This is a genomic window from Methylophilus sp. VKM B-3414, from assembly GCF_032248435.1.
In the GTDB taxonomy this organism is placed as follows: Bacteria; Pseudomonadota; Gammaproteobacteria; order Burkholderiales; family Methylophilaceae; genus Methylophilus; species Methylophilus glucosoxydans.
In genome coordinates this window covers 24,906-50,423 of sequence record NZ_JAVTLI010000011.1, presented here as the reverse complement: position 1 = coordinate 50,423, position 25,518 = coordinate 24,906, and the positions used below count along the sequence as shown (strand labels likewise).

General features: G+C 53.2%; 20 protein-coding genes. 18 read left to right on the top strand and 2 right to left on the bottom strand.

Annotated elements, in window-relative coordinates; genetic code table 11:
- The first annotated feature begins 238 nt into the window (after positions 1-238).
- From metG to Q9292_RS11295, 9 genes are all read left to right on the top strand, one after another.
- Complete coding sequence (metG, locus tag Q9292_RS11335) at positions 239-2,290, top strand: methionine--tRNA ligase (protein ID WP_313988100.1); 2,052 nt, start codon at positions 239-241, stop codon at positions 2,288-2,290.
- 186 nt (positions 2,291-2,476) lie between these two features.
- On the top strand, positions 2,477-4,765 hold the full coding sequence (locus tag Q9292_RS11330) for a cation-translocating P-type ATPase (RefSeq protein ID WP_313988098.1): 2,289 nt from the start codon (positions 2,477-2,479) through the stop codon (positions 4,763-4,765).
- 10 nt (positions 4,766-4,775) lie between these two features.
- Entirely contained in the window at positions 4,776-4,913 is a 138-nt protein-coding gene (gene ccoS, locus Q9292_RS11325) for a cbb3-type cytochrome oxidase assembly protein CcoS (RefSeq protein ID WP_194747968.1), read from the top strand.
- 141 nt (positions 4,914-5,054) lie between these two features.
- On the top strand, positions 5,055-6,491 hold the full coding sequence (gene ccoN / locus Q9292_RS11320; RefSeq protein ID WP_194747965.1) for a cytochrome-c oxidase, cbb3-type subunit I: 1,437 nt from the start codon (positions 5,055-5,057) through the stop codon (positions 6,489-6,491).
- A gap of 10 nt (positions 6,492-6,501) precedes the next feature.
- Positions 6,502-7,128, top strand: coding sequence for a cytochrome-c oxidase, cbb3-type subunit II (ccoO, locus tag Q9292_RS11315; RefSeq protein ID WP_194747962.1), 627 nt, complete (start codon positions 6,502-6,504; stop codon positions 7,126-7,128).
- A gap of 11 nt (positions 7,129-7,139) precedes the next feature.
- Positions 7,140-7,277, top strand: coding sequence for a cbb3-type cytochrome oxidase subunit 3 (locus Q9292_RS11310; RefSeq protein ID WP_194747960.1), 138 nt, complete (start codon positions 7,140-7,142; stop codon positions 7,275-7,277).
- Between the two features lie 30 nt (positions 7,278-7,307).
- Positions 7,308-8,204 carry a cytochrome-c oxidase, cbb3-type subunit III gene (gene ccoP / locus Q9292_RS11305; RefSeq protein ID WP_194747958.1) on the top strand — a complete coding sequence of 299 codons (897 nt, stop codon included), beginning with the start codon at positions 7,308-7,310 and terminating at the stop codon, positions 8,202-8,204.
- Positions 8,205-8,221: 17 nt separating this feature from the next.
- On the top strand, positions 8,222-9,667 hold the full coding sequence (gene ccoG / locus Q9292_RS11300; RefSeq protein WP_313988090.1) for a cytochrome c oxidase accessory protein CcoG: 1,446 nt from the start codon (positions 8,222-8,224) through the stop codon (positions 9,665-9,667).
- 92 nt (positions 9,668-9,759) lie between these two features.
- Positions 9,760-9,981: a FixH family protein gene (locus tag Q9292_RS11295; protein WP_228518788.1), complete on the top strand. Its 222-nt coding sequence runs from the start codon at positions 9,760-9,762 to the stop codon at positions 9,979-9,981.
- Between the two features lie 79 nt (positions 9,982-10,060).
- Here Q9292_RS11295 and Q9292_RS11290 read toward each other — a convergent pair whose 3' ends face one another.
- Both Q9292_RS11290 and fnr read right to left on the bottom strand, forming a co-directional pair.
- Entirely contained in the window at positions 10,061-10,915 is an 855-nt protein-coding gene (locus Q9292_RS11290; protein WP_313988085.1) for a hypothetical protein, read from the bottom strand.
- 30 nt (positions 10,916-10,945) lie between these two features.
- Positions 10,946-11,665 (bottom strand): fumarate/nitrate reduction transcriptional regulator Fnr, encoded by a 720-nt coding sequence (fnr, locus tag Q9292_RS11285; protein WP_194747950.1) that lies wholly within the window; start codon positions 11,663-11,665, stop codon positions 10,946-10,948.
- A 237-nt stretch (positions 11,666-11,902) separates the two neighbouring features.
- Between fnr and hemN the strand changes: the two genes are divergently transcribed.
- From hemN to Q9292_RS11240, 9 genes are all read left to right on the top strand, one after another.
- Positions 11,903-13,288: an oxygen-independent coproporphyrinogen III oxidase gene (gene hemN / locus Q9292_RS11280; RefSeq protein ID WP_194748455.1), complete on the top strand. Its 1,386-nt coding sequence runs from the start codon at positions 11,903-11,905 to the stop codon at positions 13,286-13,288.
- Between the two features lie 9 nt (positions 13,289-13,297).
- On the top strand, positions 13,298-14,014 hold the full coding sequence (locus Q9292_RS11275; RefSeq protein ID WP_313988083.1) for a sulfite exporter TauE/SafE family protein: 717 nt from the start codon (positions 13,298-13,300) through the stop codon (positions 14,012-14,014).
- 122 nt (positions 14,015-14,136) lie between these two features.
- Positions 14,137-14,979 carry a DNA ligase gene (locus tag Q9292_RS11270; protein ID WP_313988080.1) on the top strand — a complete coding sequence of 281 codons (843 nt, stop codon included), beginning with the start codon at positions 14,137-14,139 and terminating at the stop codon, positions 14,977-14,979.
- Positions 14,980-15,001: 22 nt separating this feature from the next.
- Positions 15,002-15,421: a hypothetical protein gene (locus Q9292_RS11265; protein WP_313988077.1), complete on the top strand. Its 420-nt coding sequence runs from the start codon at positions 15,002-15,004 to the stop codon at positions 15,419-15,421.
- A gap of 878 nt (positions 15,422-16,299) precedes the next feature.
- Entirely contained in the window at positions 16,300-20,292 is a 3,993-nt protein-coding gene (gene hrpA / locus Q9292_RS11260; protein ID WP_313988476.1) for an ATP-dependent RNA helicase HrpA, read from the top strand.
- 39 nt (positions 20,293-20,331) lie between these two features.
- Complete coding sequence (locus tag Q9292_RS11255) at positions 20,332-21,249, top strand: hypothetical protein (protein ID WP_313988074.1); 918 nt, start codon at positions 20,332-20,334, stop codon at positions 21,247-21,249.
- Between the two features lie 15 nt (positions 21,250-21,264).
- Complete coding sequence (locus Q9292_RS11250; protein WP_313988071.1) at positions 21,265-22,827, top strand: DUF4118 domain-containing protein; 1,563 nt, start codon at positions 21,265-21,267, stop codon at positions 22,825-22,827.
- Entirely contained in the window at positions 22,824-23,516 is a 693-nt protein-coding gene (locus tag Q9292_RS11245; RefSeq protein ID WP_313988068.1) for a response regulator transcription factor, read from the top strand. The genes Q9292_RS11250 and Q9292_RS11245 overlap by 4 nt, the downstream gene beginning before the upstream one ends.
- A 106-nt stretch (positions 23,517-23,622) precedes the next feature.
- Positions 23,623-25,503, top strand: coding sequence for a potassium transporter Kup (locus tag Q9292_RS11240; protein WP_275355602.1), 1,881 nt, complete (start codon positions 23,623-23,625; stop codon positions 25,501-25,503).
- The last annotated feature ends 15 nt before the right edge of the window (positions 25,504-25,518 follow it).

Sequence of the window (25,518 nt, the reverse complement as noted above, 5' to 3'; positions counted from 1 at the left end):
TGGTAAATGGTTTGGTATAAATCAAAAGAAAGTATTTTGAAATAGCGATGCCGGACGCACGTTGTTTCCAATAGCCTGTTTCAAAGCCATTTGTAACGTGTAGAAGTAAGCTGCACAGAATGTGAGCAAAGACTGTGGAATAAGCTTCACGTAGCAAGCATTGAAATAGATACGGAGTAAATCGCGGAAAGTGCGCGCTGTTTGCTAAAATAGCACTTTTACTTTCAATCCTGTTGTCATGACACGCAAAATTCTGGTCACTTCTGCACTCCCTTATGCCAATGGCAGTATCCATTTGGGCCATTTGGTTGAATACATTCAAACCGATATCTGGGTGCGTTTTCACAAGATGCAGGGACATACCGTGCATTATGTTTGCGCGGATGATACGCATGGCACGCCGATTATGTTGCGTGCTGAAAAAGAGGGCATTACCCCTGAGGCGTTGATTGAGAAAGTCCACGCTGAGCACAGCCAGGATTTTGCCGAATTTTTGGTGCAGTTTGATAACTACTATTCCACCAACTCGCAAGAAAACCGCGAACTGGCCTCTGGCATTTACAAGGCGCTCAAGGCGAACGGCAAAATCGCCAGCAAAACCATAGAGCAATATTTTGACCCGGTGAAAAGTATGTTTTTGCCGGATCGCTTTATCAAAGGCGAGTGCCCCAAGTGCCACGCCAAAGACCAATATGGCGATAACTGTGAAGTGTGCGGTGCGACCTACAGCCCGACCGACTTGCTGAATCCCTATTCTGCCGTTTCTGGTGCGACGCCAGTACGTAAAGAGACCGAACACTACTTCTTCAAACTCAGTGAATGTGCAGACTTCTTGCGTGACTGGACACGATCTGGCACTTTGCAGGCCGAAGCGGCTAACAAGATGAGTGAGTGGGTGGGCGAAGCGGGCGAGAACAAACTCTCTGACTGGGATATTTCGCGCGATGCGCCTTATTTTGGCTTTGAAATCCCGGATGCGCCGGGCAAGTATTTTTATGTCTGGCTGGATGCGCCAATTGGCTACATGGCCAGCTTCAAAAATCTGTGTGCCAAAGCTGGTTTGGACTTTGATGAGTACTGGAAAAAGGATTCTTCGACCGAGCTGTATCACTTTATCGGCAAGGATATCCTGTATTTTCATGCCTTGTTCTGGCCAGCCACGCTGGAATATTCCGGTCACCGCACGCCTACGCAGGTGTTTGCGCATGGCTTTTTGACTGTGAACGGCGAAAAAATGTCCAAGTCGCGCGGCACGTTTATGACGGCTCGCAGCTACCTCGAACATGTCAAAAATCCTGAATACTTGCGCTACTACTATGCCGCTAAACTGAATGGCAGCATGGAGGATATCGATCTCAACCTGGAAGATTTTGTTGCCCGGGTGAATAGTGATCTGGTGGGTAAATATATCAACATCGCCAGCCGCACGGCCGGCTTTATCGCCAAAAAATTCGATCACCAAGTGATTGCAGCGCAGCACGCTGTGATTGACGAGATGCGCGCCGCCGCGCCTGTGATTGCCGAAGCCTATGCCGCGCGTGATTTTGCGCGTGCTTTGCGTGAAATCATGAAGCTGACCGATGCCGCGAATGGCTATGTCGCCGAAGCGGCGCCGTGGGTGGTGGCTAAAGACGAAAGCAAGGCGGCTGAGCTGCATATCATTTGCAGTAATGCGCTGGAAATGTTCCGTCTGTTGACCATTTATCTGAAGCCGGTGTTACCAAATATCGCTAGTGCGGTGGAGGCTTTCTTGAACGTGCCAGCCTTGCAGTGGTCACATGTGAACCAAGGTCTGGCTGCGCAAACAATCCAGGCATATAGTCATATGGTGACGCGTTTGGAGGCCAAGCAAATCGAGGCCATGGTCGAAGCCAATAAAGAAAGCCTGCAAGTGGCAGCACCTGCCAAAGCTGAAGTAAAGGTAGAAGCGAAAGCCGAAGCCAAGGCGGCAGAAGAGGGTGCTTATATCTCGATTGATGACTTTGGCAAGGTGGATTTACGGATTGCCAAAATTGTCAGCGCCGAGCACGTAGAGGGTGCAGAGAAGTTACTCAAGCTGCAACTCGATATTGGCGAAGAGAAGCCGCGACAAGTGTTTGCCGGTATCAAGTCTGCTTATGACCCGGCGACGCTGGTGGGGCGGTTGACTGTGATGGTGGCTAACCTGGCACCACGCAAAATGAAGTTTGGCATGAGTGAGGGCATGGTGCTGGCCGCCAGCGATGAGCGGGGTGGGCCTTATATCCTCTCACCTGACAGTGGTGCGCAAGCGGGGATGCGTGTGAAATAATGGTTGCATGCGCATCAGGCGGTTTTCTTGGGCTGTCATGGACGCGATGTTTGCGCCAAATCAACAAAGAGAAGATCGTTTGCTGCTTTAATGACGGCTTGAAAAGTTCGCTAACACATTGATTTATATTATATTCAATCATATAATATAAAGTTATAGATTGTTTCACGGATGCTCCATCACCCAATGGCAACCCCTTTAGCAGTGAGCAGTGCAAATCCCTGGCAGGGGCTGGATGTCCAGTCCGAGTGGGAGCGGTTTAGTCAGCGTGATGCTTCTGCCAACGAGGTGTGGACCTCGCATGTCTGGGTTGATAGCATGCATTGTGCCGCCTGCAGCGGCCGCATTGAGCAGACATTGAAACAAATGCGTGGTGTGCTGGCTGTGCATGCCAGTGCCGCTTCCAAGCGCGTCCGTGTGGTATGGGATGCGCATCAAACCTCCCCCTCGCAATGGTTTGCCGGTCTTAACGAGATTGGCTACCCAGCGCTTCCGCTTAACGAATACAACGCCATCAGTGACAGAACCGTGCAGCAGCGCAAGATGCTGTGGCGCCTGGTGGTCGCCGTCTTCTGCATGATGCAGGTCATGATGTATGCCTATCCGACTTATTGGACCGGCAGTAATGACATGGCGCCTGACATGGTGCAGTTGATGAAGTGGGCGTCCTGGGTGCTGACACTGCCCGTGATGCTGTTTTCTGCGACGCCGTTTCTCTCCCAGGCCTGGAACAGTCTCAAGCAACGCCAGTTAGGCATGGATGTGCCGGTGTCACTGGGCATACTGGCTGCCTTTATCATGAGTACGCTGGCCACGTTTGTGCCGGGTGGCTGGTGGGGCGATGTGGTCTATTACGATTCTCTGACCATGTTTGTCAGCTTTTTGCTGGTTGGCCGCTGGCTGGATGTGAAGCTGCGCAATCGTACGGCAGGCGCGCTGGAAAACATGATGCGACGCTTGCCACATGCGGTGCTCAAGAAGAATGAAGCAGGCGAGTGGGTGCAAATCGCCGCCAGCAATATCAATGTTGGCGATGTGTTATATGTGCGCCCTGGTGAGGTGTTTGCCGCCGACGGCAAGGTGCTGGTAGGCAATACCAGTGCCGATGAATCCATGCTGACAGGTGAGTCGGACCCGGTGTTGAAACCTGCCGGCGCGACTGTGATTGCCGGTTCGGGTAACCTGACTTCGGCGATTGAAATGCAGGTGGAGCAAGTGGGTGAGGGTACGCAGTATCATGCGCTGGTGAACCTGATGGCCTCTGCTTCAACCGAGAAACCTGGCATCGCCTTGCTGGCTGATAAGGTGGCGCAACCCTTCTTGTGGGGCGTGCTGCTGGCCGCGCTGTATGCCCTGGTTTTCTGGTGGACCACCGATCCGGCCAAAGCGATTATGTCAGCAGTGGCGGTGCTGGTAGTGACTTGCCCTTGTGCCTTGTCGCTGGCAACGCCTGCGGCCATGCTGGCCAGTGCGGGCACGTTTGCCAAAGGCGGTGTGCTGATCCGCCGTCTGCAGGCGATTCAGGCCCTCAGCGAAATTGACACCATTGTATTTGATAAAACCGGAACCCTGACCGAGAGCTTGCAAGAGGTCAGCGCGGTCGAAATGGCCGCCGGGCAAGACCATCAGTGGCTGCTGGATGTGATTGCCAGCATGAGCCGTGATTCCCTGCATCCGGTGGCGCAGGCCTTGCATGGATTTGCCACCCGGCAAGACGCGAGTGACCAGCTGGAGATGCAGGACTGGCAAGAAATTGTGGGGGGTGGCATGTCTGCGACCTTGATCACACAGTCTGGTGATTCCATGCCATTAAGATTGGGCAATGCTGAATTTTGCGGGATCATGGTCAAGCCGGAACACGAGGCGTTGCGAGTGGTCTATCTGGCTAGTAATGGCCAAATGTTGGCGACATTAGCGTTGTCTGAGCAAGTGAAGCCACACGCCAAGGCGGCTGTTTCACAATTAATTGCATCCGGGCTTGATATTCAACTGTTATCTGGTGATAGAATAGCGGCCGTTAAAAACCTTGCATCACAACTGGGTATCCAGCGAGCAGCAGGGTTACAAAAAGCAGAAGATAAGCTGCAGCATGTCAAGCAGCTGCAACAACAGGGGCGGAAAGTGTTGATGGTAGGTGATGGTTTGAATGACGGCCCTGTCATTGCAGCAGCGCATACTTCTATTGCAATGGGTTCCGGCGTCCCTTTGACGCAGGCACAGGCCGATATGGTAGTGTTGGGCAATGATATCGGCGTGCTGGTTTCGCTCATTTCACACTGCAAAAAAACCATCCTCATCGTAAAACAGAATTTGTTGTGGGCGGCGTTGTATAACGCGGCCGGTGTGCCTTTGGCGATTATGGGGCTGTTGCCTGCCTGGTTAGCCGGGTTGGGGATGGCGGCCAGTTCGTTACTGGTACTGTTAAATGCATTGCGATTGACCGACTGGGATAAGTCGGCCTGGCAGAAAGGTTAGGCATCGCTCAATGGAAATTGCATACTTACTGATCCCACTGGCAGTGTTGCTGGTGTTTGTGATTTTGGGTGGCTTGTGGTGGGCCATTCAAACCGGGCAATTTGAAGACCTTGAGGAAGAGGGGTCCAGAATTCTCGAGCAGGATTAGGAATTCTCAAGCAGGAACGGGGATTCTTAAGCAGTATTGATGTGAGTCAAATCAAATTTGTGACATCTCTGAGAATATCAGGGTGAACAACTAGAAGTTTTTTTAGTGTTGGGTGTTTGTTTTAATCATTGGGAGAAATCCATGCAAAATGCAACCGTGAAGGCTGCGACCTACAACGATAGTGTAGTCCGCCAGTTCGCAATCATGGCAGTGGTTTGGGGTGTTGTGGGTACACTGATGGGCGTGATTATTGCGTCCCAGCTGGTGTGGCCAGAGCTGAACCTGGGCCTGCCGTTTACCTCTTTTGGCCGTTTGAGACCACTGCATACCAATGCAGTGATTTTCGCGTTTGGTGGCTGTGCTTTATTTGCTACCTCGTACTATGTTGTTCAGCGTACCTGTCAGACACGTTTGTTCAGCGACAAGTTGTCCAGCTTCACCTTCTGGGGCTGGCAGGCTGTCATCGTGGCTGCTGCCATTTCTCTGCCTTTGGGTTATACCCAGGGTAAGGAATACGGCGAGCTGGAGTGGCCAATCGATATCCTGATTGCCTTGGTATGGATTGCTTATGCAGTCAACTTCTTCGGTACTATCGGTATCCGTAAAGTAAAGCATATCTATGTAGCTAACTGGTTCTACGGTGCATTTATTCTTGCGGTGGCTTTGTTGCACATCGTTGAAAGTGCTGCGATTCCTGCTGGTTTCATGAAGTCCTACTCTGCTTACGCCGGGGTACAGGATGCGATGGTGCAGTGGTGGTATGGTCACAACGCGGTAGGTTTCTTCCTGACTGCGGGCTTCCTGGGCATGATGTACTACTTTGTGCCTAAACAAGCTGAGCGTCCTGTCTACTCTTACAGCTTGTCTATCGTCCACTTCTGGGCACTGATCTTCACTTACATGTGGGCGGGTCCTCACCACCTGCATTACACTGCCTTGCCTGACTGGACACAGTCCTTGGGTATGGTGTTGTCTCTGATCCTGTTTGCACCAAGCTGGGGTGGCATGATCAACGGTATCATGACCTTGTCTGGCGCATGGCACAAACTGCGCACAGACCCAATCTTGCGCTTCCTGATCGTTTCCCTGTCTTTCTACGGTATGAGTACCTTTGAAGGTCCGATGATGGCGATCAAGACTGTGAACGCCTTGTCTCACTACACTGACTGGACTGTGGGTCACGTGCACTCTGGTGCGCTGGGCTGGGTTGGTTTCGTCTCTATCGGTTCCCTGTACTTCCTGATTCCACGTTTGTTTGGTCAAAAACAAATGTACAGCGTGAAAGCGATTGAAGTGCACTTCTGGATGGCAACCATCGGCGTGGTGTTGTATATCGCTGCGTTGTGGATTTCCGGCGTGATGGAAGGCTTGATGTGGCGTGCCATGAACGCTGACGGCACATTGGCGTACACCTTCGTTGAAAGTGTGAAAGCCAAGTTCCCATACTACTTCACACGTGCATTGGGTGGTTTCCTGTACATGAGCGGTTTGATCATCATGTTGTGGAATACATATAAAACAGCAACTAACGGCAAAGCAGTCACTGTAGAAGTGCCAGCTGTGGTTGCTCACGCTTAAGGAATTCACTATGGCTACGCATCAAAACAATAGTGGCAATTTTCACGAAAAGATTGAAACCAGCAACTTCCTGCTGATCGTGCTGACCTTCATCACGATCTCGTTTGGTGGTCTGGTCGAAATCGTGCCTTTGTTCTTCCAGAAGTCAACCACCGAGCCTATCCGTGGTCTGGAGCCTTACAACGCGTTGCAACTGGCTGGCCGTGACATTTATCTGCGTGAAGGTTGCTACAACTGCCACTCACAGATGATTCGTCCTTTCCACGCTGAAACGCTGCGTTATGGCCATTACTCGGTTGCTGGTGAATATGTTTATGATCACCCGTTCCAGTGGGGCAGTAAGCGTACGGGTCCTGACTTGCACCGTGTAGGGGGCAAGTACAGTGATGACTGGCACCGTGTGCACCTGCACAACCCACGTGATGTCGTGCCTGAGTCCATCATGCCAGCCTATCCATGGTTGGAAGAAAACCTGGTTGACGACAAAACCATTGGTGACCATATGGCTGCACTGCGTAAAGTGGGCGTGCCATACACCGACGCGCAGATCAAGGCTGCTGGGGATGAAATCAAAGGCAAAACCGAGCAGGACGCACTGGTGGCTTACCTGCAAGTGTTGGGTACACACCTGAAATAAGGAGACGCGCCATGGATATCAACATACTACGCATATTTTTTACAGTACTGAGTTTCGTCCTGTTTGTGGCAATTTTGATTTGGGCATGGCGCAATCGCAACTCCGCGCAATTCAAGGACGCGCAAAATCTGCCGTTCGACCAAGACTAAACACTGCGCGGAAAGGTTAAGGAAAACATCATGAATGATTTTGTAAATGGTTTTTGGCCGATCTGGATTTCGACCATTACCTTGGGCGGGATTGCTTTCTGTGTCGGGTTGCTGATTTTCGCAAGCCGCGTCAAAGTGCCTTTGGATAGCGATAACACCAATGGTCACGAATGGGATGGCATCAAGGAGATGAACAATCCGCTGCCAATGTGGTGGGTAGGCTTGTTTATCATTACCGTAATTTTTGGCCTGACCTATCTGTACCTGTTTCCTGGCCTGGGGACTTACAATGGCAAGTTCGGCTGGTCGGAAGTTAAGCAGTACGAAGCTGAAGTGGCAAAGAACAATGCCAAGATCGCCCCGCTGTATGCCAAATATGCAGCCATGCCGGTAGAAGAAGTGGCCAAGATTCCTGAAGCCCGCGACATTGGTAAGCGTATTTTCTTGAACAACTGTGCTGCTTGTCATGGTTCAGACGCCAAAGGGAGCCGTGGCTTTCCTAACCTGACCGACAATGACTGGTTGTATGGTGGTTCACCTGATACGATCAAGTTGACTATCAACAATGGTCGTAATGGCATCATGCCTCCCATGGCTGCTGCTGTTGGTTCTGAAGAAGATGTGAAAAACGTCGCCAACTACGTATTGAGCTTGTCTGGCAGTATTCATGACTCTGGTCGTGCCAATGCCGGTAAAGAAAAATTTGTGGTGTGTGCTGCTTGCCATGGCCCAGAAGGTAAGGGCAACCAGGCGATTGGTGCACCTAACCTGACAGACAACATCTGGTTGCATGGTCAAGGTGAAGCCGCGATCATCAAGCGTATTCATGAAGGTAAAAACAACGTGATGCCAGCCTGGAAAGAAAAATTCAGCCCAGAGCAAATTCATCTGCTGACTGCTTATGTTTGGGGTCTTTCCAACAAATAGGCGAATGCAGATAACCCATGAGCGATATTAAACAAACCGCTGTGAACAAAACCACCATCCCTGAACAGGAGGTGGTTTTGTCACTTTATAAATCCGCAGATAAGATCTATGCCCGTAGCGTCTCCGGTATGTTCAATAACTGGCGCTGGGTCATGGTGTGGGCTACGCAACTGTTTTTTTATGGCGTACCCTGGTTACAATGGGATGGTCGTCAGGCCATGCTGTTTGACCTTGATGCCAAACGCTTTTATATCTTCGGCCTGATTTTTCATCCGCAGGACTTGATCTATCTGTCGTTTTTGCTGATTGTGTCTGCGCTGTCGCTGTTTCTGTTTACGGCCATTGCCGGTCGCTTGTGGTGTGGCTACACCTGTCCGCAAACGGTATATACCGAAATTTACATGTGGATGGAAAATAAAATCGAGGGCGATCGCATCGCACGTATGCGCCTCGATGATAGCAAATGGACTCTGAACAAGCTCACGCGCAAATCGCTCAAGCAGTTTGCCTGGATCACCTTTGGCTTGTGGACAGGCGTGACGTTTGTCGGTTACTTCTCCTCCATTCGCGAGCTGGTGCCCAATATTGTGAACTGGCAATTGGGTGGCTGGGAAACGTTCTGGATTTGTTTTTACGGCTTTGCCACCTATGGCAATGCAGGCTATATGCGTGAGCAAGTCTGCAAATATATGTGCCCTTATGCCCGCTTTCAGAGTGCCATGTTTGATGATGACACCATGATTGTGACCTATGACGAGGCACGCGGTGAACCGCGTGGTGCACGCTCTAAAAAAGCTGGCGAGAATGCCAATGGCCTGGGCAGTTGCATTGATTGCAGTATCTGTGTGCAAGTGTGTCCGACCGGAATTGATATCCGTAAAGGCTTGCAGTACGAGTGTATTGGTTGCGGTGCCTGTATTGATGCGTGCGACGATGTAATGGACAAAATGGGCTATGCCAAGGGCTTGATCAAATACTCCACGCAGAACGGCATCACCAACCGTTGGAGCCGTCAGCAAATGCTGCAACGGTTGCTACGCCCACGCGTGATTATTTATACAACGATTTTGTTGGCGCTCACCATCGGTATGGTGGTCAGCCTCTACTTCAAGCCTGATTTCAGGCTGGATGTGTTACGTGATCGTGCAGTCATGTCTCGCTACACTGATGAAGGCATGATTGAGAACGTGTATAACCTCAAGCTTGAAAATGATACCGAAGCCGTGCATGACTACGCATTGAAGGTCACGGGGCTCGAAGGCTTGGTGGTGCATTTTGCTGACGAGAATAGCCAGGACTTCAAAGGCTTGCGGCCGTTTGAGACACGCAATGTGGTGATTGAGCTGGAGTTGCCTGATGGGGTTACCAGAGCTGGTTCGCATAAAATCTTTTTCGAAATGACGGATTTACAAACCAGCGAAGCGGTCAAAGAAAAGTCGGTCTTTATTGTGCCGAGCAACTAATGGAGCAGAGATTGTCACAACACCAAGCACAGCAGAAACCGGCCGCTAAAGCGGTTGACCAGAAAAAATGGTATCACAACCCTTATGTCTGGATGATTATAGGCGGCCCTTCTGCCGTGATTGTGGCTTCATTCATCACCTTATATCTGGCGATTACGCATCCTGATCCAGCAATTGATGATTACTACCGCAAGGGTATAGAAATCAACAAGACGCTGGATGCACAAGCGCAAGACGGCCAGACAGATGCCATGGCGCCCGCCATCCAGGCGCGTAACCATGCGCAGACCGGCCTGAAACCTGCTGAACAGTAAACTGTCTGCCTGTCTCTCAGCGCTGACGCGCGTCTAAGCCCTGATTCAGGCGCGATCATTTCGGGTAGGGGATCAGCGTTTAGGCAAATAGGCGCACGTTGAAGCCCTGCGTGCGCAAAGCATCAGCATACTGCTGTAACAGCCGGATGTATGGTGCTTGAATGCTGGCCAGCGTGTCTTGCTGGCTAGGTCTGGCGATGCCATACAACAAAATGCCTTCAATGTTCTCTTTGAGTGGTAGCAACGCCTGCACATAGCCGGCCAATGCGGGGGTGGTGACCAGTTGGTCCGCGATACGTCGTTGCATCACAGCGGTTTGCACCCAGGTCCGGCAAGCCATGCTGCAAGCATGCAGCCGTTGCAGATGCAGGCTAAGTGGCAAACGCGCATCATTCACTGCCAGCATTTCCGCATCGTTGCCTGCATCCAGCTTAAACCAGACTTCTCCCCCCATCTGTTGCAGTACCTTTAAGGCTTGCTGTGTCGTGATCAGATGCATTTGGCTGCCATTGGTAATAAGCCTGACCCGTGCCGGACGGTCTGTTTGTGTTGTCTGGCCCAGCAATCGTTCAACCAGTGCCAAGGCTTCAGAAAATTGCGGCGAGGTGGTCGGTTCGCCGTCTCCGGCAAAGGCAATATCCTGCACATCTTCCGACAATACACGCTTTGCTGCGTGTAAGTGCTGTTTTAGCCAGTGCAGGCAGGTGCTTAATTCTTGTTGCAGGCGCTCTATTTGAATGACCGGGGAGGGGCCGCGATGCAGCCCCGGCACCTGGCAATAAATGCAATGCCAGTTGCAGCATTGATTCGGGTGCAGGTTGATGCCGATGGAAAGGCCCTGCGCACGGCGGGACCAGGCAGGATAAACATATTGCCAGGCTTGTTGCGCGGCCATGCGCTGTAAGGCCTCAAATAGAGACGAAGGCAGCGGCATCCCTCAGCGCTTACAGACGTCAGCAACCGCCTAGCAGGTGCTGGCGTTGAAGATGGTTTTAAGCTTTTCGTGGTCCAGAATACGGATATTCTTTTGCTTGACCTCGATAATGCCTTCATCACTAAATTTGGAGAAAGTACGGCTCACTGTTTCCAGTTTCATGCCCAGGTAGCTGCCGATCTCTTCACGCGTCATGCGTAAAATCAATTCGCTTTTGGAGTAGCCGCGGGCATGCAGGCGTTGCAGCAAGTTGAGCAGAAACGCCGCCAGGCGTTCTTCGGCGCGCATATTAGCCAACAACATCATGACGCCGTTTTCGCGCACGATCTCGCGGCTCATGATTTTGTGCACATGGCGTTGCAAGACAGGAATCTCACGCGACAGGTCTTCGACATGATTGAAGGGCATCACACAGACTTCGGCGTCTTCGAGGGCAATGGCGTTGCAGTTGTGCTTGTCACTGACAATGCCATCCAAGCCCATGATTTCACCGGCCATCTGAAAGCCGGTGACTTGTTCACGGCCATCTTCCGAAACGACGCAAGTCTTGAAAAAACCTGTGCGAATCGCATAAAGCGTGGTGAAGGCATCGCCACTGCTATACAAGTGACCGCCTTGCTTGATCTTTTTACGGGTGGCAACCATGCCATCCAGTTTAGTCATTTCATCTGTACTCAAGCCTACCGGCAGGCACAGTTCACGCAAGTTACAATTAGAGCAGGCAACCTTGAAACTGGATTCTGCTTGCATGGAGGGCGTCCTTGACTGACGTTGAACATGCGGCAAATTATACGCCTCTTCGGTTGCGATTTCATTGAACATGGTGTGACCTCTTCCTTTTGTATTTAGGCGCATTATGCAGCAGGCGACGCAAGCTGCATTTGACGTGTGTCAAAAAGCCCTGCATTGGTTTATGGCACAGTAACGCCAGATGAACCCGTAAAGTCCAGTTTCGGGATACTGATAGGAAAGAATTTGCCAGAAACCATGAACTCCCCGTTGCTGATTACTCAAGAGCATATTGAGCGCTATGACGTCTCCGGGCCTCGTTATACCTCTTATCCGACAGCAGACCGCTTTGTTGAGGCGTTTGACGCCGCTGCTTATCTCAAGGCGGCCGAGCAGCGCAATATCAGCAACTGGACACAGCCGCTCTCGTTGTATGTGCATATTCCGTTTTGTGCCTCGCTGTGTTTTTATTGCGCATGCAACAAGATAGTCACCAAGCGCTATGAGCAAGGCGCGGTTTACCTCAACTACCTGCAACGCGAGCTTGATTTGCACTTGGACAAGTTTGCCAAAAAGCAAACCGTCAACCAGTTGCATCTGGGCGGGGGCACGCCGACGTTTCTCAATGATGCCGAGTTGACCCAACTCATGCAGATGTTCAAGCAGGCGTTTGCCTTTGCCAAAGACGGTGAATACTCGATTGAAATTGATCCACGTACCGTCAATCAGCAACGCTTGCAACACTTGCGCGAGCTGGGCTTTAACCGCCTGAGTTTTGGCGTGCAAGACTTTGATGCCGAGGTACAGCAGGCCGTGCACCGGGTGCAGTCTTATGCGCAGGTTGAAAGCCTAATGCAACATGCGCGAGATCTGGGGTTTGCGTCTATTAATACCGACTTGATTTACGGCTTGCCCAAGCAAACCCCGGCGACCTTCCGCCAGACCATCGCCCAGATCATTCAATTGCGGCCAGACCGTATCGCGTTATATGGCTACGCGCACTTGCCGTCACGTTTCAAGCCGCAACGCCGGATTTTGCAAGCGGACTTGCCACATGCCGTAGATAAAATCCAAATGCTGTCAGAAGCGATTCAGCAGCTGATGCTGGCAGGCTATGTCTTTATCGGCATGGATCATTTTGCTTTGCCTGATGACCCGCTGGCGATTGCCAAACAACAGGGCAGGTTACACCGCAACTTTCAGGGCTATAGCACCATGGCTGATCAGGATATCCTGGCTTTGGGTGTCTCCGCGATTGGCAAGATCGGTGCTACTTACAGCCAGAATGCCAAAACCCTCGAAGAGTATTACGACTTTCTTGACCAAGGCCAGTTACCGATTGTGCGAGGGCTGGCATTAAGCCGCGATGACCTGATCCGCCGTGCCGTGATCATGGCGGTCATGTGCCATGGTGAACTGAGTTACGAATCCATTGAGTTGTCTTACATGGTCAATTTCAAGCAATATTTTCAGGCAGAAATTGCGCAATTGGCCGAGAAAGAGAAACAAGGCCTGGTCGTACTCGAAGACGATGGCCTCAAAGTCACCGAAATGGGCTGGTATTTTGTGCGCGCCATTGCCATGGTGTTTGACCGTTATTTGCAGCACGATGCCAACCGTGCAAGGTTTTCCAAAATCCTTTAAACTGCTGGCATGTTAGCCAGTTTACTCTTGACTGCTTTTGTCATGGGGCTGGCAGGCGGCCCGCACTGTGTGCTGATGTGTGGCGCTGCTTGCGGCGCCATGCAAACGCCGCCGAATCTTTCCAGTCCCCCGCGTTCCATCCCTCTGCGTGTCGTACAGACCATCCCCTGGAGTTTTTACCTGGGCCGTATGCTCGGCTATGGCTTGCTCGGCGCGATTGCTGCCGAAACCTTGCGCGGTTTGGCCTGGTTATCCAATCAGAGCCATCTGTTTCAACCATTGTGGACGTTCTCGCATACGCTGATCTTCGCCTGGGGCGTGTTGCTGCTTATCCTCGGCCGACAGCCACAATGGGCGGTGCAGCGGGCACAATTGGTCTGGGCATGGATCAAGCAACATACCAGGCATGCCAGGTCGGGCTATTTTGTGACCGGCATCGTCTGGGCCTTGCTGCCTTGCGGCCTGCTGTACTCGGCGGTGATGCTGGCCTCCCTCCAGTCGCAATGGCTGCAAGGCGCACTGGTCATGATTGCCTTCGCGACCGGTTCCGCCATCATCCTCGCCTTGGCCCCCTTTTTCTGGCGCGCAGGCCAGCAAAGCCTGCCGCGCTGGTTCAGTGAAGCGGCAGGCATGCGCCTGAGTGGCTGCTTGCTGGTCGCCCTCAGCCTGGTGGCGCTTTGGATGGACGTCATGCATCACGACAAGCTGTGGTGCCAGTTGTTATAGCCGTGTCTGATTGTTTGCACCAGCAGCCTCTGTGAGGCTTATTTGGGCCATCCGTGTATTGCTTACCTAGTTAAATTCCGCTAAATTACGATTTTTAAATTAAATTAACAATCTGGGCGGTGATGATGATATGGATGCGCATCTGTTTTTTACTGTGGCTGATCAGTCAGCCTGGCATGCCAGCCTATGCGCAGGTACCAGAAATCCTGCTGGCACAGGTCTACCACGAAGGCATCGCTGTCAACGACTACTTGGTCAGCGAAAAGCTGGACGGCATACGCGCCGTGTGGGATGGCAAACAACTGATCAGTCGACAGGGCCATCCCATCCACGCGCCGGCCTGGTTTGTGCAAAAATTCCCCCAACAGGCCCTGGATGGTGAACTGTGGATCGCCCGCGCTCAATTTGAACGACTCTCTGCAACTGTGCGCCGCGCGCAGCCTGATGAAGCGGAGTGGCGTCATGTGGCCTATTATGTGTTTGAACTGCCAATGGCCCCAGGCACTTTCACTCAACGTGCCCAGCACATCGAGCAACTGGTCAAACGTCAGCAGAGCCCGTATCTCAAAGCCATCAAACAGTTTCGCGTGGCAGATGCCGCTGCCCTCAAACGCACGCTGGACTGGGTGGTGGCCCGCAAAGGCGAGGGCCTCATGTTGCATCAAGCCCATGCACCTTATCTGACCGGCCGCAGCCACGTGCTACTCAAACTCAAGCCACAGCTGGATGCCGAAGCCAAAGTCATCGCCTACGTGCCCGGCAAAGGTAAATACCAAGGTAAAATGGGCGCGTTACTGGTCGAAACCGCGCAAGGGATACGTTTTAAACTAGGCACCGGCTTTAAAGATAGCGATCGCGCAAACCCGCCGCCGATCGGCAGCCAGGTGACCTATACCTACCGCGACCTCACCAAAAACGGCAAACCCAAATTTGCGCGCTTTGTACGGGTACGGCCACCGGAATAATTGACACAGAAAGGATCACACAATGAAATGGATGCTTGGATTGGTCGGCGTTTTTGTTGCAATCAACGCCTATGCGCTGGATTTAAGTGGTGTTTACAGCTGCACCGGCGATGACGCGCATGAAGGCAAATACACCGGCACCGTCACCATGAAGTTGCGCCCGGAACACAGCAAAGGTGCGGATGCCAGCTATGACTTTCAACTCGACGTCCCGGATTACGGTACCTATACAGGCCACGCCGCCGCGCACGGCATGCATGCGGCGATGCATTTTGCCTTGCCGATGGAAAATGGCGAATATGGCGGTAAGACGCATGATTATGGAACCGGGATTGCCGAGTTTAAGAAGAATGCCAAGGGGCAGTTGAGTTTTAGGAAGTTTTATTTTGAGCCTGGGTTTAAAGGTGGCAATACGGGAGTGGAGGAGTGTGTGAGGAAGTAATTTTTGTTTAAGGCTCAAGTATTTTGTGTAGCGTTTGTTTCGCCTCTAGGCGAGTTACTTTCTGTTGCTTGCCTCACAGAAAGTAACCAAAAGAGGAGGGCACCCAGCCATCACGGCCTGACGGCGGCCTTGCGTTGTTGGCTAAGGTCGCTACGCTTAACATTGCTGCGCAAGTTAGCCTACGCCGTAACAGACTGCGCTGCAGTCTTAGTTATCAACAAAGTGGGCGTCCATCGAAACTCGCCCTAGTGGCTTGCACAAAACGCAAGCCACCGCGGAACTCGAACAGCCGATGGCCGACATCCCCCACTTCGTCTGCGCTACTCAGCGTGATGGGATGGGATTTATCTCATCAAAATCACACTGTTGAAATTTGGACCGTTCAAAAACTCAATTTCTTTTTTTTTAGCCCACAAACGGTGGCGCTCATGGGTTTTCTGGCCCCTATCTGCCGCGCCGAGTAGCGCAGCCAAAACAAGGAAGAAGGGGGCGACTGTTCGAGTCCCGCAGCAGCTCACGTATTTTGTGAGCTGCCAGGTCGAGTTTCGTGACCGCTTGTTTTGGCGAGCAACGCAGGAAACAAGCGGCAGCTAGGGTCTCTTGTTCATTGCCTTCTTTCTTCTGGACAAGCATAAGAAAGAACGGTCGCCGTAAAGGCGAAATCAACAATTCCCCTAAGTTAAGCTTGGCATCGAAGCGTTACAACAGCCTATGTAAGCGAAAAACCTGAGAAATTTGTTTGCCAGCTTAAATCTTAAGCTAGATGTAAGCCGTCATGCTGCATCCCCATTCGCATGCCATGATAAAATCACCCCCCTATGACTGCCGTCTCTCCCATCCAACTCATCAGCCAACTCGAAAAACAACTCTCCCAGTGCATGCTGGCTGATCGCTTTCCGCTCAAGCGTCGTTTGCAGCAGCTACGTGATGCTTTAAAACAAAATAAACCCGTGGATAAAGCGCTGGTGGAACTTGCACACAAGGTGCAGGCTTCCCAGCAGCGGTTACAGGCACGTCAGGCGGCGTTACCCCGGCCTGATTACCCGCCAGAGTTGCCAGTGAGTGGCAAAAAGGATGAGATTGCGGCGGCGATTGCCAAACATCAGGTGGTGATTGTTTGTGGTGAAACCGGTTCGGGTAAGACCACACAATTGCCTAAAATCTGCCTCGAACTCGGGCGCGGTGTGAGTGGCTTGATTGGCCATACGCAGCCACGCCGGATTGCTGCGCGTTCGGTGGCGTCGCGCATTGCGCAGGAGTTGCAAAGTCCGCTCGGTGAGGTGGTCGGTTACAAGGTGCGCTTTAATGACAAATTGTCCGAGCGCAGTTACGTCAAGTTGATGACGGACGGGATTTTGCTGGCGGAGACGCAGAGCGATAAATTCCTTAACGGCTATGACACCATCATTATCGACGAGGCGCACGAGCGCAGCCTGAATATTGATTTTCTGTTGGGCTATCTCAAACAGTTACTCCCCAAGCGGCCAGATTTGAAAATCATCGTCACCTCGGCGACGATTGATGCAGACCGCTTCTCGAACCACTTTGATGGCGCGCCAGTGATTGAAGTGTCTGGCCGGACTTATCCGGTGGAAATCCGTTACCGGCCGCTGGGCAACAAAACCACCATGGTGGCCGTGGAAGTGCCGATTGATGACGGGCTGGATGACATAGACCGTTTTGCGCAGGACCTGATGGGCATCAAGCGCAAGCCGCCGCGTACCGAGACGCGCTGGCTGGAAGAGGATGACGAAGAGGAAGTCATGGAAGATGCCATCCTCGATACCGCCGAGGATTTGTTGCGTCTGGGGGATGGCGATATTCTGGTGTTTTTGCCGGGTGAGCGTGAAATCCGTGATACCGCCGAGCATCTGCGTAAATACCAGGGCCGCTCGCCCAAGCTGAAGTCGATTGAGATTTTGCCGCTATTCGCGCGCTTGAGCATAGAAGACCAGCAAAAGATTTTCCGCCCCAGCGGCCAGCGCCGCATTGTGCTGGCGACCAACGTGGCGGAAACCTCGCTAACCGTGCCTGGTATCAAGTATGTGATTGATACCGGACTGGCCCGAGTCAACCGCTATAGCCCACGTGCCAAGGTCGAGCAATTGCAGATTGAAAAAATCTCGCAAGCGGCAGCCAAGCAGCGGGCAGGGCGCTGCGGGCGTGTGTCTAACGGCATTTGCGTGCGTTTGTACGGCGAGGATGATTTTAACCAGCGTCCGGCGTTTACCGATCCCGAGATTCTGCGTAGCTCGCTAGCCAGCGTGATTTTGCGCATGGCGGATTTACGGCTGGGGGATGTCGGTGAATTCCCGTTTATTGAGGCGCCTTCTTCACGCCTGATCAGCGATGGCTATCAGTTGCTGCAAGAGCTGGGGGCGGTGACCGAGCGTCGTGAGATCACCGAGCTGGGTCGGCAGATGGCGCGCTTGCCGCTGGATCCGCGTGTGGCGCGCATGATTCTGACCGCAAAAAAAGAAGGCTGCGTGCGTGAGATTCTGATCATTGCCAGCGTACTCAGCATCCAGGATCCTCGGGAGCGGCCCATGGATAAACGCGAGGCCGCCGACAATGCGCATGCCAAATTCAAGGCGGATGACTCTGACTTTATGAGTTATCTCAAACTTTGGGACTGGTATGAGCAGGCGCTCAAAAGCAAAAAGTCCAACCGTGATTTGCTCAATCAGTGCCATCAGAACTTTCTCTCCTTTTTGCGCCTGAAGGAATGGCGTGAGCTGCATGCGCAGTTGCTGGAAATGGTGGATGAGCTTGATATCAAGCCCAATCAGCAAGAAGCGAATTATGCGCAAATCCATCGTGCGTTACTGTCCGGCTTGCTTGGCAATATCGGCTTTAAAGATGGCGATAGCGAGACCTATGCCGGCGCGCGCGGGATCCGCTTTACCGTTGCACCGGGCTCGGTGCTCAAGAAAAATCGCCCCAAGTGGGTGATGGCCGCCGAGTTGGTCGACACCAGCAAGCTGTATGCCCGTTGCGTTGCAAAAATTGATCCGGACTGGATAGAGCCAATTGCGCATGAAGGCGGCGGCCGTGGCATTACACAAAGCCATTACAGCGACCCGCGCTGGGACCGCAAAACCGCGCAAGTGGTGGCCTGGGAGCGCGTGAGCTTGTACGGGCTGACCATTGTGCCCAAACGCCGCGTGCATTATGGGCCGATTGCGCCGACCGAAGCGCGTGAAATTTTCATCCGTGAAGCCCTGGCCAATATGGAATTTGACACGCGGGCCCCGTTTTTTGAAGCTAACCGTCGCCTGATCACCGAAGTGGAGGCGCTGGAACATAAAGCCAGACGTCAGGACGTGCTGGTCGACGAACACCAGTTGTTTGTGTTTTATGACCAGGTGGTGCCGCCGATTGCAGACCCTTACCGTGTCTATAATGGCGCTGCGTTTGAAAAGTGGCGGCAGGACGCTGAAAAAGCCAATCCCAAGGTGTTGTACCTGACGCGTGAGTCGCTGATGCGCCATGGCGCCAGTGCCATTACTGAGGTACAGTTTCCTGAGACCATGGTGGTAGATGGCGAAGTCGTGCCACTCAAATACCGCTTTGAACCCGGGCATGTGCTGGATGGGGTGACGGCGACGATACCGCTGGCCTTGCTCAATCAGCTTGATGCCACCGTTACTGAATGGCTGGTACCGGGCATGGTACGTGACAAGGTGACGGCACTGATAAAAGCCTTGCCCAAAACCCTGCGCCGCGTCTGTGTACCGGTGCCGGAGTTTGTGACCGGCTTCCTCGAAGCCAAACAGACTGCGCAGCCATTATTGCCCGCTCTGGCTGAGTTTATCCAGCAAAAAACCGGGCTTAAGCTCAAGCCGGAAGAGTTTGACCTGGCGGGCCTGGAACCGCATCACCGCATGAACTTTAGCGTGGTCGACGAAAAAGGCCGTGAGCTAGGCATGGGCCGCGACTGGAATCAGCTCAAAAAACAACTGGGTTCGGCCGCGCAACTGACGTTTAGAACCGGCTCGCCCGGCATTGAAAAATCCGGGCTCAAGCAGTGGGATTTTGGCGACTTGCCAGCCACCCTTACCTTTAGCAAAGATGGTCGCCAACTGACCGGCTATCCGGGCCTGGAAGACAATGGTGACAGCGTGGCCATCAAACTGTTTGATACGCCAGAAGCTGCCTTGGCCGCTCACCGTAAAGGCGTCTGCCGCCTGATGCGTTTTGAGCTCAAGGAGCAGGTCAAACAACTGGAAAAAGGCCTGCCAGGCTTTAACCAGTATGCCTTGCTGTTGCGCGCCATCATGAATCCTGACCAGTTGCGTGAAGACATGCTGCAATGTATTGCTGACCGCGCCTTTATTGCCGAGGACGACTTGCCGCGCAGCAATGCCGAGTTTATGCAACTGAAAACACGGGCGCGTACGCGTTTGCCAGCGGTGACCGAGGCGCTGACCCGGCAGGCGCAACTGATTGCCAATGAGTATCAGGTGCTGGTTGCCCAGTTACAGAAAATGACGCCGGTGACGCAGAAAATCAAACGCGAGTGCGAGCAACAATTACAGGGTTTGTTGTATCCCGGTTTTTTTAGCCAGACCCCGTGGGAGCAATTGCCGCACTTGCCGCGTTATCTCAAGGCGATCAAGCTGCGCATAGACAAATATCCGACCAGCATAGAGCGTGATGGCCGCCATGCGCAGGCGCTGGTACAACTGGAGCAGCGCTGGCAGCAAAAAATTGAGCAATTGCGCAAGGCGCATCTGCCTGTAACCATCCAGTTACAAGACTTTGCGTGGCAATTACAGGAGTTGCGTGTATCATTATTTGCGCAGGAATTAAGGACGCCTTATCCTGTCTCAATCAAACGTCTTGAAAAACTCTGGCAAGAAATGCAATAGTATCGCGTGACCACTGCTAACCTGTGACCAACCCTGTTCATGCAGCCTTCTCCCTTTGAACCATTTAGTACGCCTAACTGGCTAAAGCCCAAGCAACGCGAGCGCGTGTTGCGTATCCCGGCACGCCTGATGTGGGCGATTTTGGTGTCGCTGCTCATACATGCCATCCTGTTCTGGGGCTTTTTACTCGATTTGCTCAAGCCGCTTGAGGAGCCCGCGCAAGCGCCGCTGAATATTGTGCTGGACTTGGGCGTGCCGGCGCCGACCAAACCCAAAGTGGTCTCGCCGCCGCCTGAGATTCCGCCCATCCCGCAACCGCGGCCCGAGCCTAAACCAAAGCCACCGCCCAAATCTGAGCTCAAGCTGCCTAAAAAAATTATTCAGTCACAGCGGCCGGATAGCGCCTTTAAGTTGCCCGAGCCCAAGCCGCAACCCAGACCAGAGCCTACGCCAAACTTGCCGCCACCGCCGGTGGAAGACTTTTCAAGTTTTATCAAGCGCAAGCAGACGGACCGTTATGCGGATGAGATCTCGGCCAAACAGGCCAATGATGCTGCTGCAGCGGCCGAGCGTGGTCCTTCCGAGGATGAGCGCCGCACCAAAAACATCATGAACAATCTCAAGTTCGGTACCAACGGCTTGTTCCAGATCCGCCGCATGGATCCCTTGAATGCAACCTTCAGCTTCAAGGGCTGGGTCAATGATTACACCTCGGCCAATACGCAGTACTACGAGGTGGAGGCGCGCAGTGGTGAAGATATCCGCCTGGTGATGGTCAGACGAATGATCAGTATTATTCGCGAGCACTATAACGGTGATTTTGACTGGATATCCAACCGCCTGGGCCGTACTGTCACGCTGTCAGCGCGGCCTGCAGACAGCGCGGGGCTCGAGGACTTTTTGATGAAAGAGTTCTTTGGGCCCAATTATAAAAATCAGGATATTTACGGCCGCTAGCGCCCGGGGCAGCAGATGGCAGACGGCTTTGTTACCCCCACAACGTCGCATCGGCCAGACTGGCAATATCAGCTAGTACTGTGGTCGGGCATGGCCCTCACCACCTGGGTGGGTGTCTGGCATTTTGCCAGCCTGGGTGTCACGCTGCTCACCTTGCTGTATATGCTATGGGTGTTGTGGGCGGCCTATTTCCTGCACTTTGCCACCGCCATGCTGACGGCGATTGCCGCTGTCCTGCTGATCAATTACTGTTTTATTGAACCGCTGTACACCTTGCGCGTGGCTAGCCTGCAATCGTGGGTGATGCTCATAGTGTTTGCCGTGCTGGCATTGACGGTGAGCCGGGCCATGCAACAGCTCAAGCGGCAAAGGCAACAGGCACAATTGGCCGCACAACAATCCCGTTTTTTTCAATCACTGGCCGAAGTGTTATCCAGCCACTTGAGCGTTGCAGCGTTATTGCAGGCCGCTTGCCAGCATGTGCAACAGGGATTGGGCTGGCAGGTTTGTGTGGTGCAATTGGCGCCCGACATGCAATTGCAGCGACTGGCCGGTGAGTCCACGCTGCTTGTACAGCCTTCCAGTGTGCAATGGGCACTCGATTACCAGCGTGCCATCGGCGCAGGCACTCAGGATTGGCCAGCGCTGGGGCAATGCCTACTGCCGTTTGGTTTTCCGCAGCACGAAGTGCTTGTGGTGGCCGTGCCAGCCGATCATGTGCCTGACCTGCATTTTTTACAGCGGCTGGTACAGCAATGTGCTGACGCTACGCTCAAACTCAGGCAGCAGATTGCCCTGGCAGACGCCGCCCGCGAGACCACTGAGGCCCAGTTCAAAAAATCGCTGCTGACCGCTTTGTCGCATGATATGCGTACGCCACTGACGGCGATTTTGGGCGCGGCCAATGTGCTGGCCGACCAAGAGATTACGCTGGCGCCGGCACAGTCCTCACAGTTATTGCAAAGCATCCAGGCAGAAGCCGGTTATTTAAGCCAGGCCACTGAAAATATCCTGACTCTGGTCAAGCTGGAAGCGGGCGAGCGCGCCTTGCATCGCGAATGGCAATCGTTGCAAGAGGTGATTCAACATGTGATGCACCGCTACTTGCAGCGCACGCCCCCCGTATCACTGGCCTTTGCCGCTGTTGCAGAGGGCGAAGAATGGCTGGTGCATATGGATGCGGTGCTGGTGGCGCATGCGCTCTCTAATCTGGTGGATAACGCCTTGCAATGGCGCAGCACCGAGACGCCCGTGGCATTGCAGCTGGCAAGGGAAGGGGATTGGCTGGTACTATCTGTCATCAACGAAGGTCCAGGCTTTGCGCCAGATTTCGAGATTGCCTCGTTTCACTCGCGCCGTCCTGCGGGCAGTGGTAGCCGTGGCTTTGGACTGGGCCTGAGTATCGTCAATACCATCATGCAGTTGCATCAAGGGCAATTGCAACTGACGCAGCAGTCAGATCAGCCCCCATTAAATGCCGCCCCGTTAGATAAAACGGCAGTCGCCCGGCGCACCTGTGTGCGTATGTTGTTTCCATTTGTGCCCGCCACCACCTTGAGTGCAGGGGATGCCGGATGAGCCAACCAGTCGATCACTCTACGCACCCACATCTGTTGCTGGTCGAAGATGATCCGGGTGTTTACCAGTTTCTGCTGCCCGCGCTGTCTGCGCATGGCTATCACGTGCAGCATGCGCGTGACCTGGCTCAGGCCAGACAGGCCAGCGGCTTTGCCATGGTGATACTCGACCTTGGCTTGCCAGACGGGCAGGGCGAACAACTGATTCCGCATCTGCGCAGTTATTCCGACGTGCCGATACTGGTGCTGTCCGCACGGCAGGATGAGGCAGACAAAGTGCACTGTCTTAATCTGGGCGCAGATGACTATCTGATGAAGCCGTTTGGCTTGCAGGAATTGCTGGCCAGATTACAGGCGGCCCTGAGGCGTTCTGCCATGATGCAAATGCGCGACCATGTGTATCAGCACGCCGGGGTCAGTGTCAACCGTGCCACCGGAATTGTGACCAAGGCTGGTGCGCCTTTGCACCTGACGCCCATCGAGCACGCCTTGCTCATGCAACTGGCCAGTAAACCCGGCAGCATTTTTACCCATGCGCAATTGCTGCAAGCGGTGTGGGGGCCAGAATATCTCAACGATACGCAATACCTGCGTATTCACATCGGCCGTTTACGCGCCAAGCTCGAAGATCAGCCCGCTGAGCCTAAAGTCGTCTTAACTGAGCTGGGGATCGGCTACCGGCTGGCTTAATCATTGTCGCCATGACCATAGGCGTTGTAAATATTGCATCATGTATATGCGATTGATATACGCCTGATTGCACACTTGCGCCATCAATCAACCATAAGGGGATGTGATGGAAACGTTTTCCACCAAAAAAAGCAGTCTGGCCGCCTTGGCCTTAGGGGCGATCGGTGTCGTCTATGGCGATATCGGAACCAGTCCGCTCTATACCGTACAGGTCATTTTTAGCGAGAGCACCGGTGTGCCGCTCAACCAGCCCAATATCCTTGGCGCGATTTCGTCTATTTTCTGGTTACTCATGTTTGTGGTGACGTTTAAATACGTCCTACTCGTGCTGCGGGCACATAACAAAGGCGAGGGCGGCGTCATGGCCTTGCTGTCGCTGGCGGTCTCCAGCTTGCGTCCACAAGACAAACGTAGCACTGTGCTGTTATTACTCGGCGTCCTCGGGGCGGCGCTGTTTTATGGCGACAGTGTCCTGACGCCGGCCATTTCGGTGCTGTCTGCCGTAGAAGGCCTGCAAGTGGCGTCGCCCACCCTGGCTGCGCAGGTGCTGCCGATCTCAATCGGCATCCTGATCGGCTTGTTCTGGGTTCAGCGCCATGGCACGCATGCCGTCGGGCGTTTTTTTGGCCCGGTGGTCATTGGCTGGTTTCTGGCGCTGGCCTGTATCGGTGTCTGGCAAATTAGCCAGGCGCCAGAAGTATTGCAGGCCATTCATCCGCAGTATGCCTGGCAGTTTCTGCAATCACGCGGGGCTGGTGTGTTTATCGCCATTGGCGCCATTTTGCTGGCCGTGACCGGGGCCGAGGCCTTGTATGCAGACATGGGGCACTTTGGCCGTCCGGCCATTCAGTTGGCCTGGCTGGGCTTGGTATTTCCGTGCCTGATTTTAAATTATCTGGGCCAGGGCGCCTTGCTGCTGCATCATCCTGAAGCTGTCAACAATCCGTTTTACCTGTCGTTTCCCGAGCCCTTGCTGATTCCCGCCGTGATTCTGGCCACTCTGGCCACCATTATTGCCTCGCAAGCCGTGATTTCGGGCGCCTTCTCCATGACACGTCAGGCAATTCAATTAGGGTTTTTGCCTCGTATGCGCATTATTCACACTTCAGCCAGCGAGTCCGGCCAAATCTATATGCCCTCTGTCAACTGGGCGCTGCTGATCGCCGTCATCATCGTCTGTCTGGCTTTCCAAAGCTCATCGGCACTGGCCTCGGCTTATGGCATTGCCGTGACGGGCACCATGCTGATTACCACCATCCTGATGTTTATCGTCATGTGCAAGCGCTGGCAGTTTCCGCTTTGGCTGGCAGGCTTGTTGACGGCCGTATTGGCGAGCGTAGATGGTATTTTGCTCAGTTCTGCCTCCATGAAGTTTATGCAAGGTGGCTGGTTTCCGGTTGCGCTCAGTGTGGTGTTGATTCTGTTCATGACCACCTGGAAAAAAGGCCGTTTTAGCCTGCTCAACGGCATTGCGCAGTCTGACCCCAAACTGCTGCCTTTTATCGAGTCACTGGCACACTGTACGCTGCCCCGCGTCCAGCGCACGGCCGTCTACATGGTCTCCAATCTTGAGACTGTGCCACAAGCGCTGTTACACAACCTCAAGCATAACCAGGTGTTGCATCAACATAACCTGTTTGTGAATGTCACGTTTGAGGAGGTGCCGTTTATGAGCGCAGAAGAGCGTGTGAGGGTGACGCGGCTGGCAGAAGGCTTTTGGCAAATCCAGTTAAGGTATGGCTTTATGCAACATCCTGATATTCCGCAAGCCTTGCGCTCGGTGGCGCTGGATGGCAAGACGCTGGATCCGTTCACCAATTCTTATTTCTTGAGCCGCGAGATTATCGTGCCGGATGTAGGCGGTGCCATGCCACGCTGGCGTGACCAGTTATTCTCGGTGATGTCGCGCAATGCCAGCAGTGCGGTCGAGTTTTTCAATATCCCGGCCAATAGTGTCATTGAGCTGGGTAGCCGCGTGCAATTGTAGGGTGAGCACCCTTGA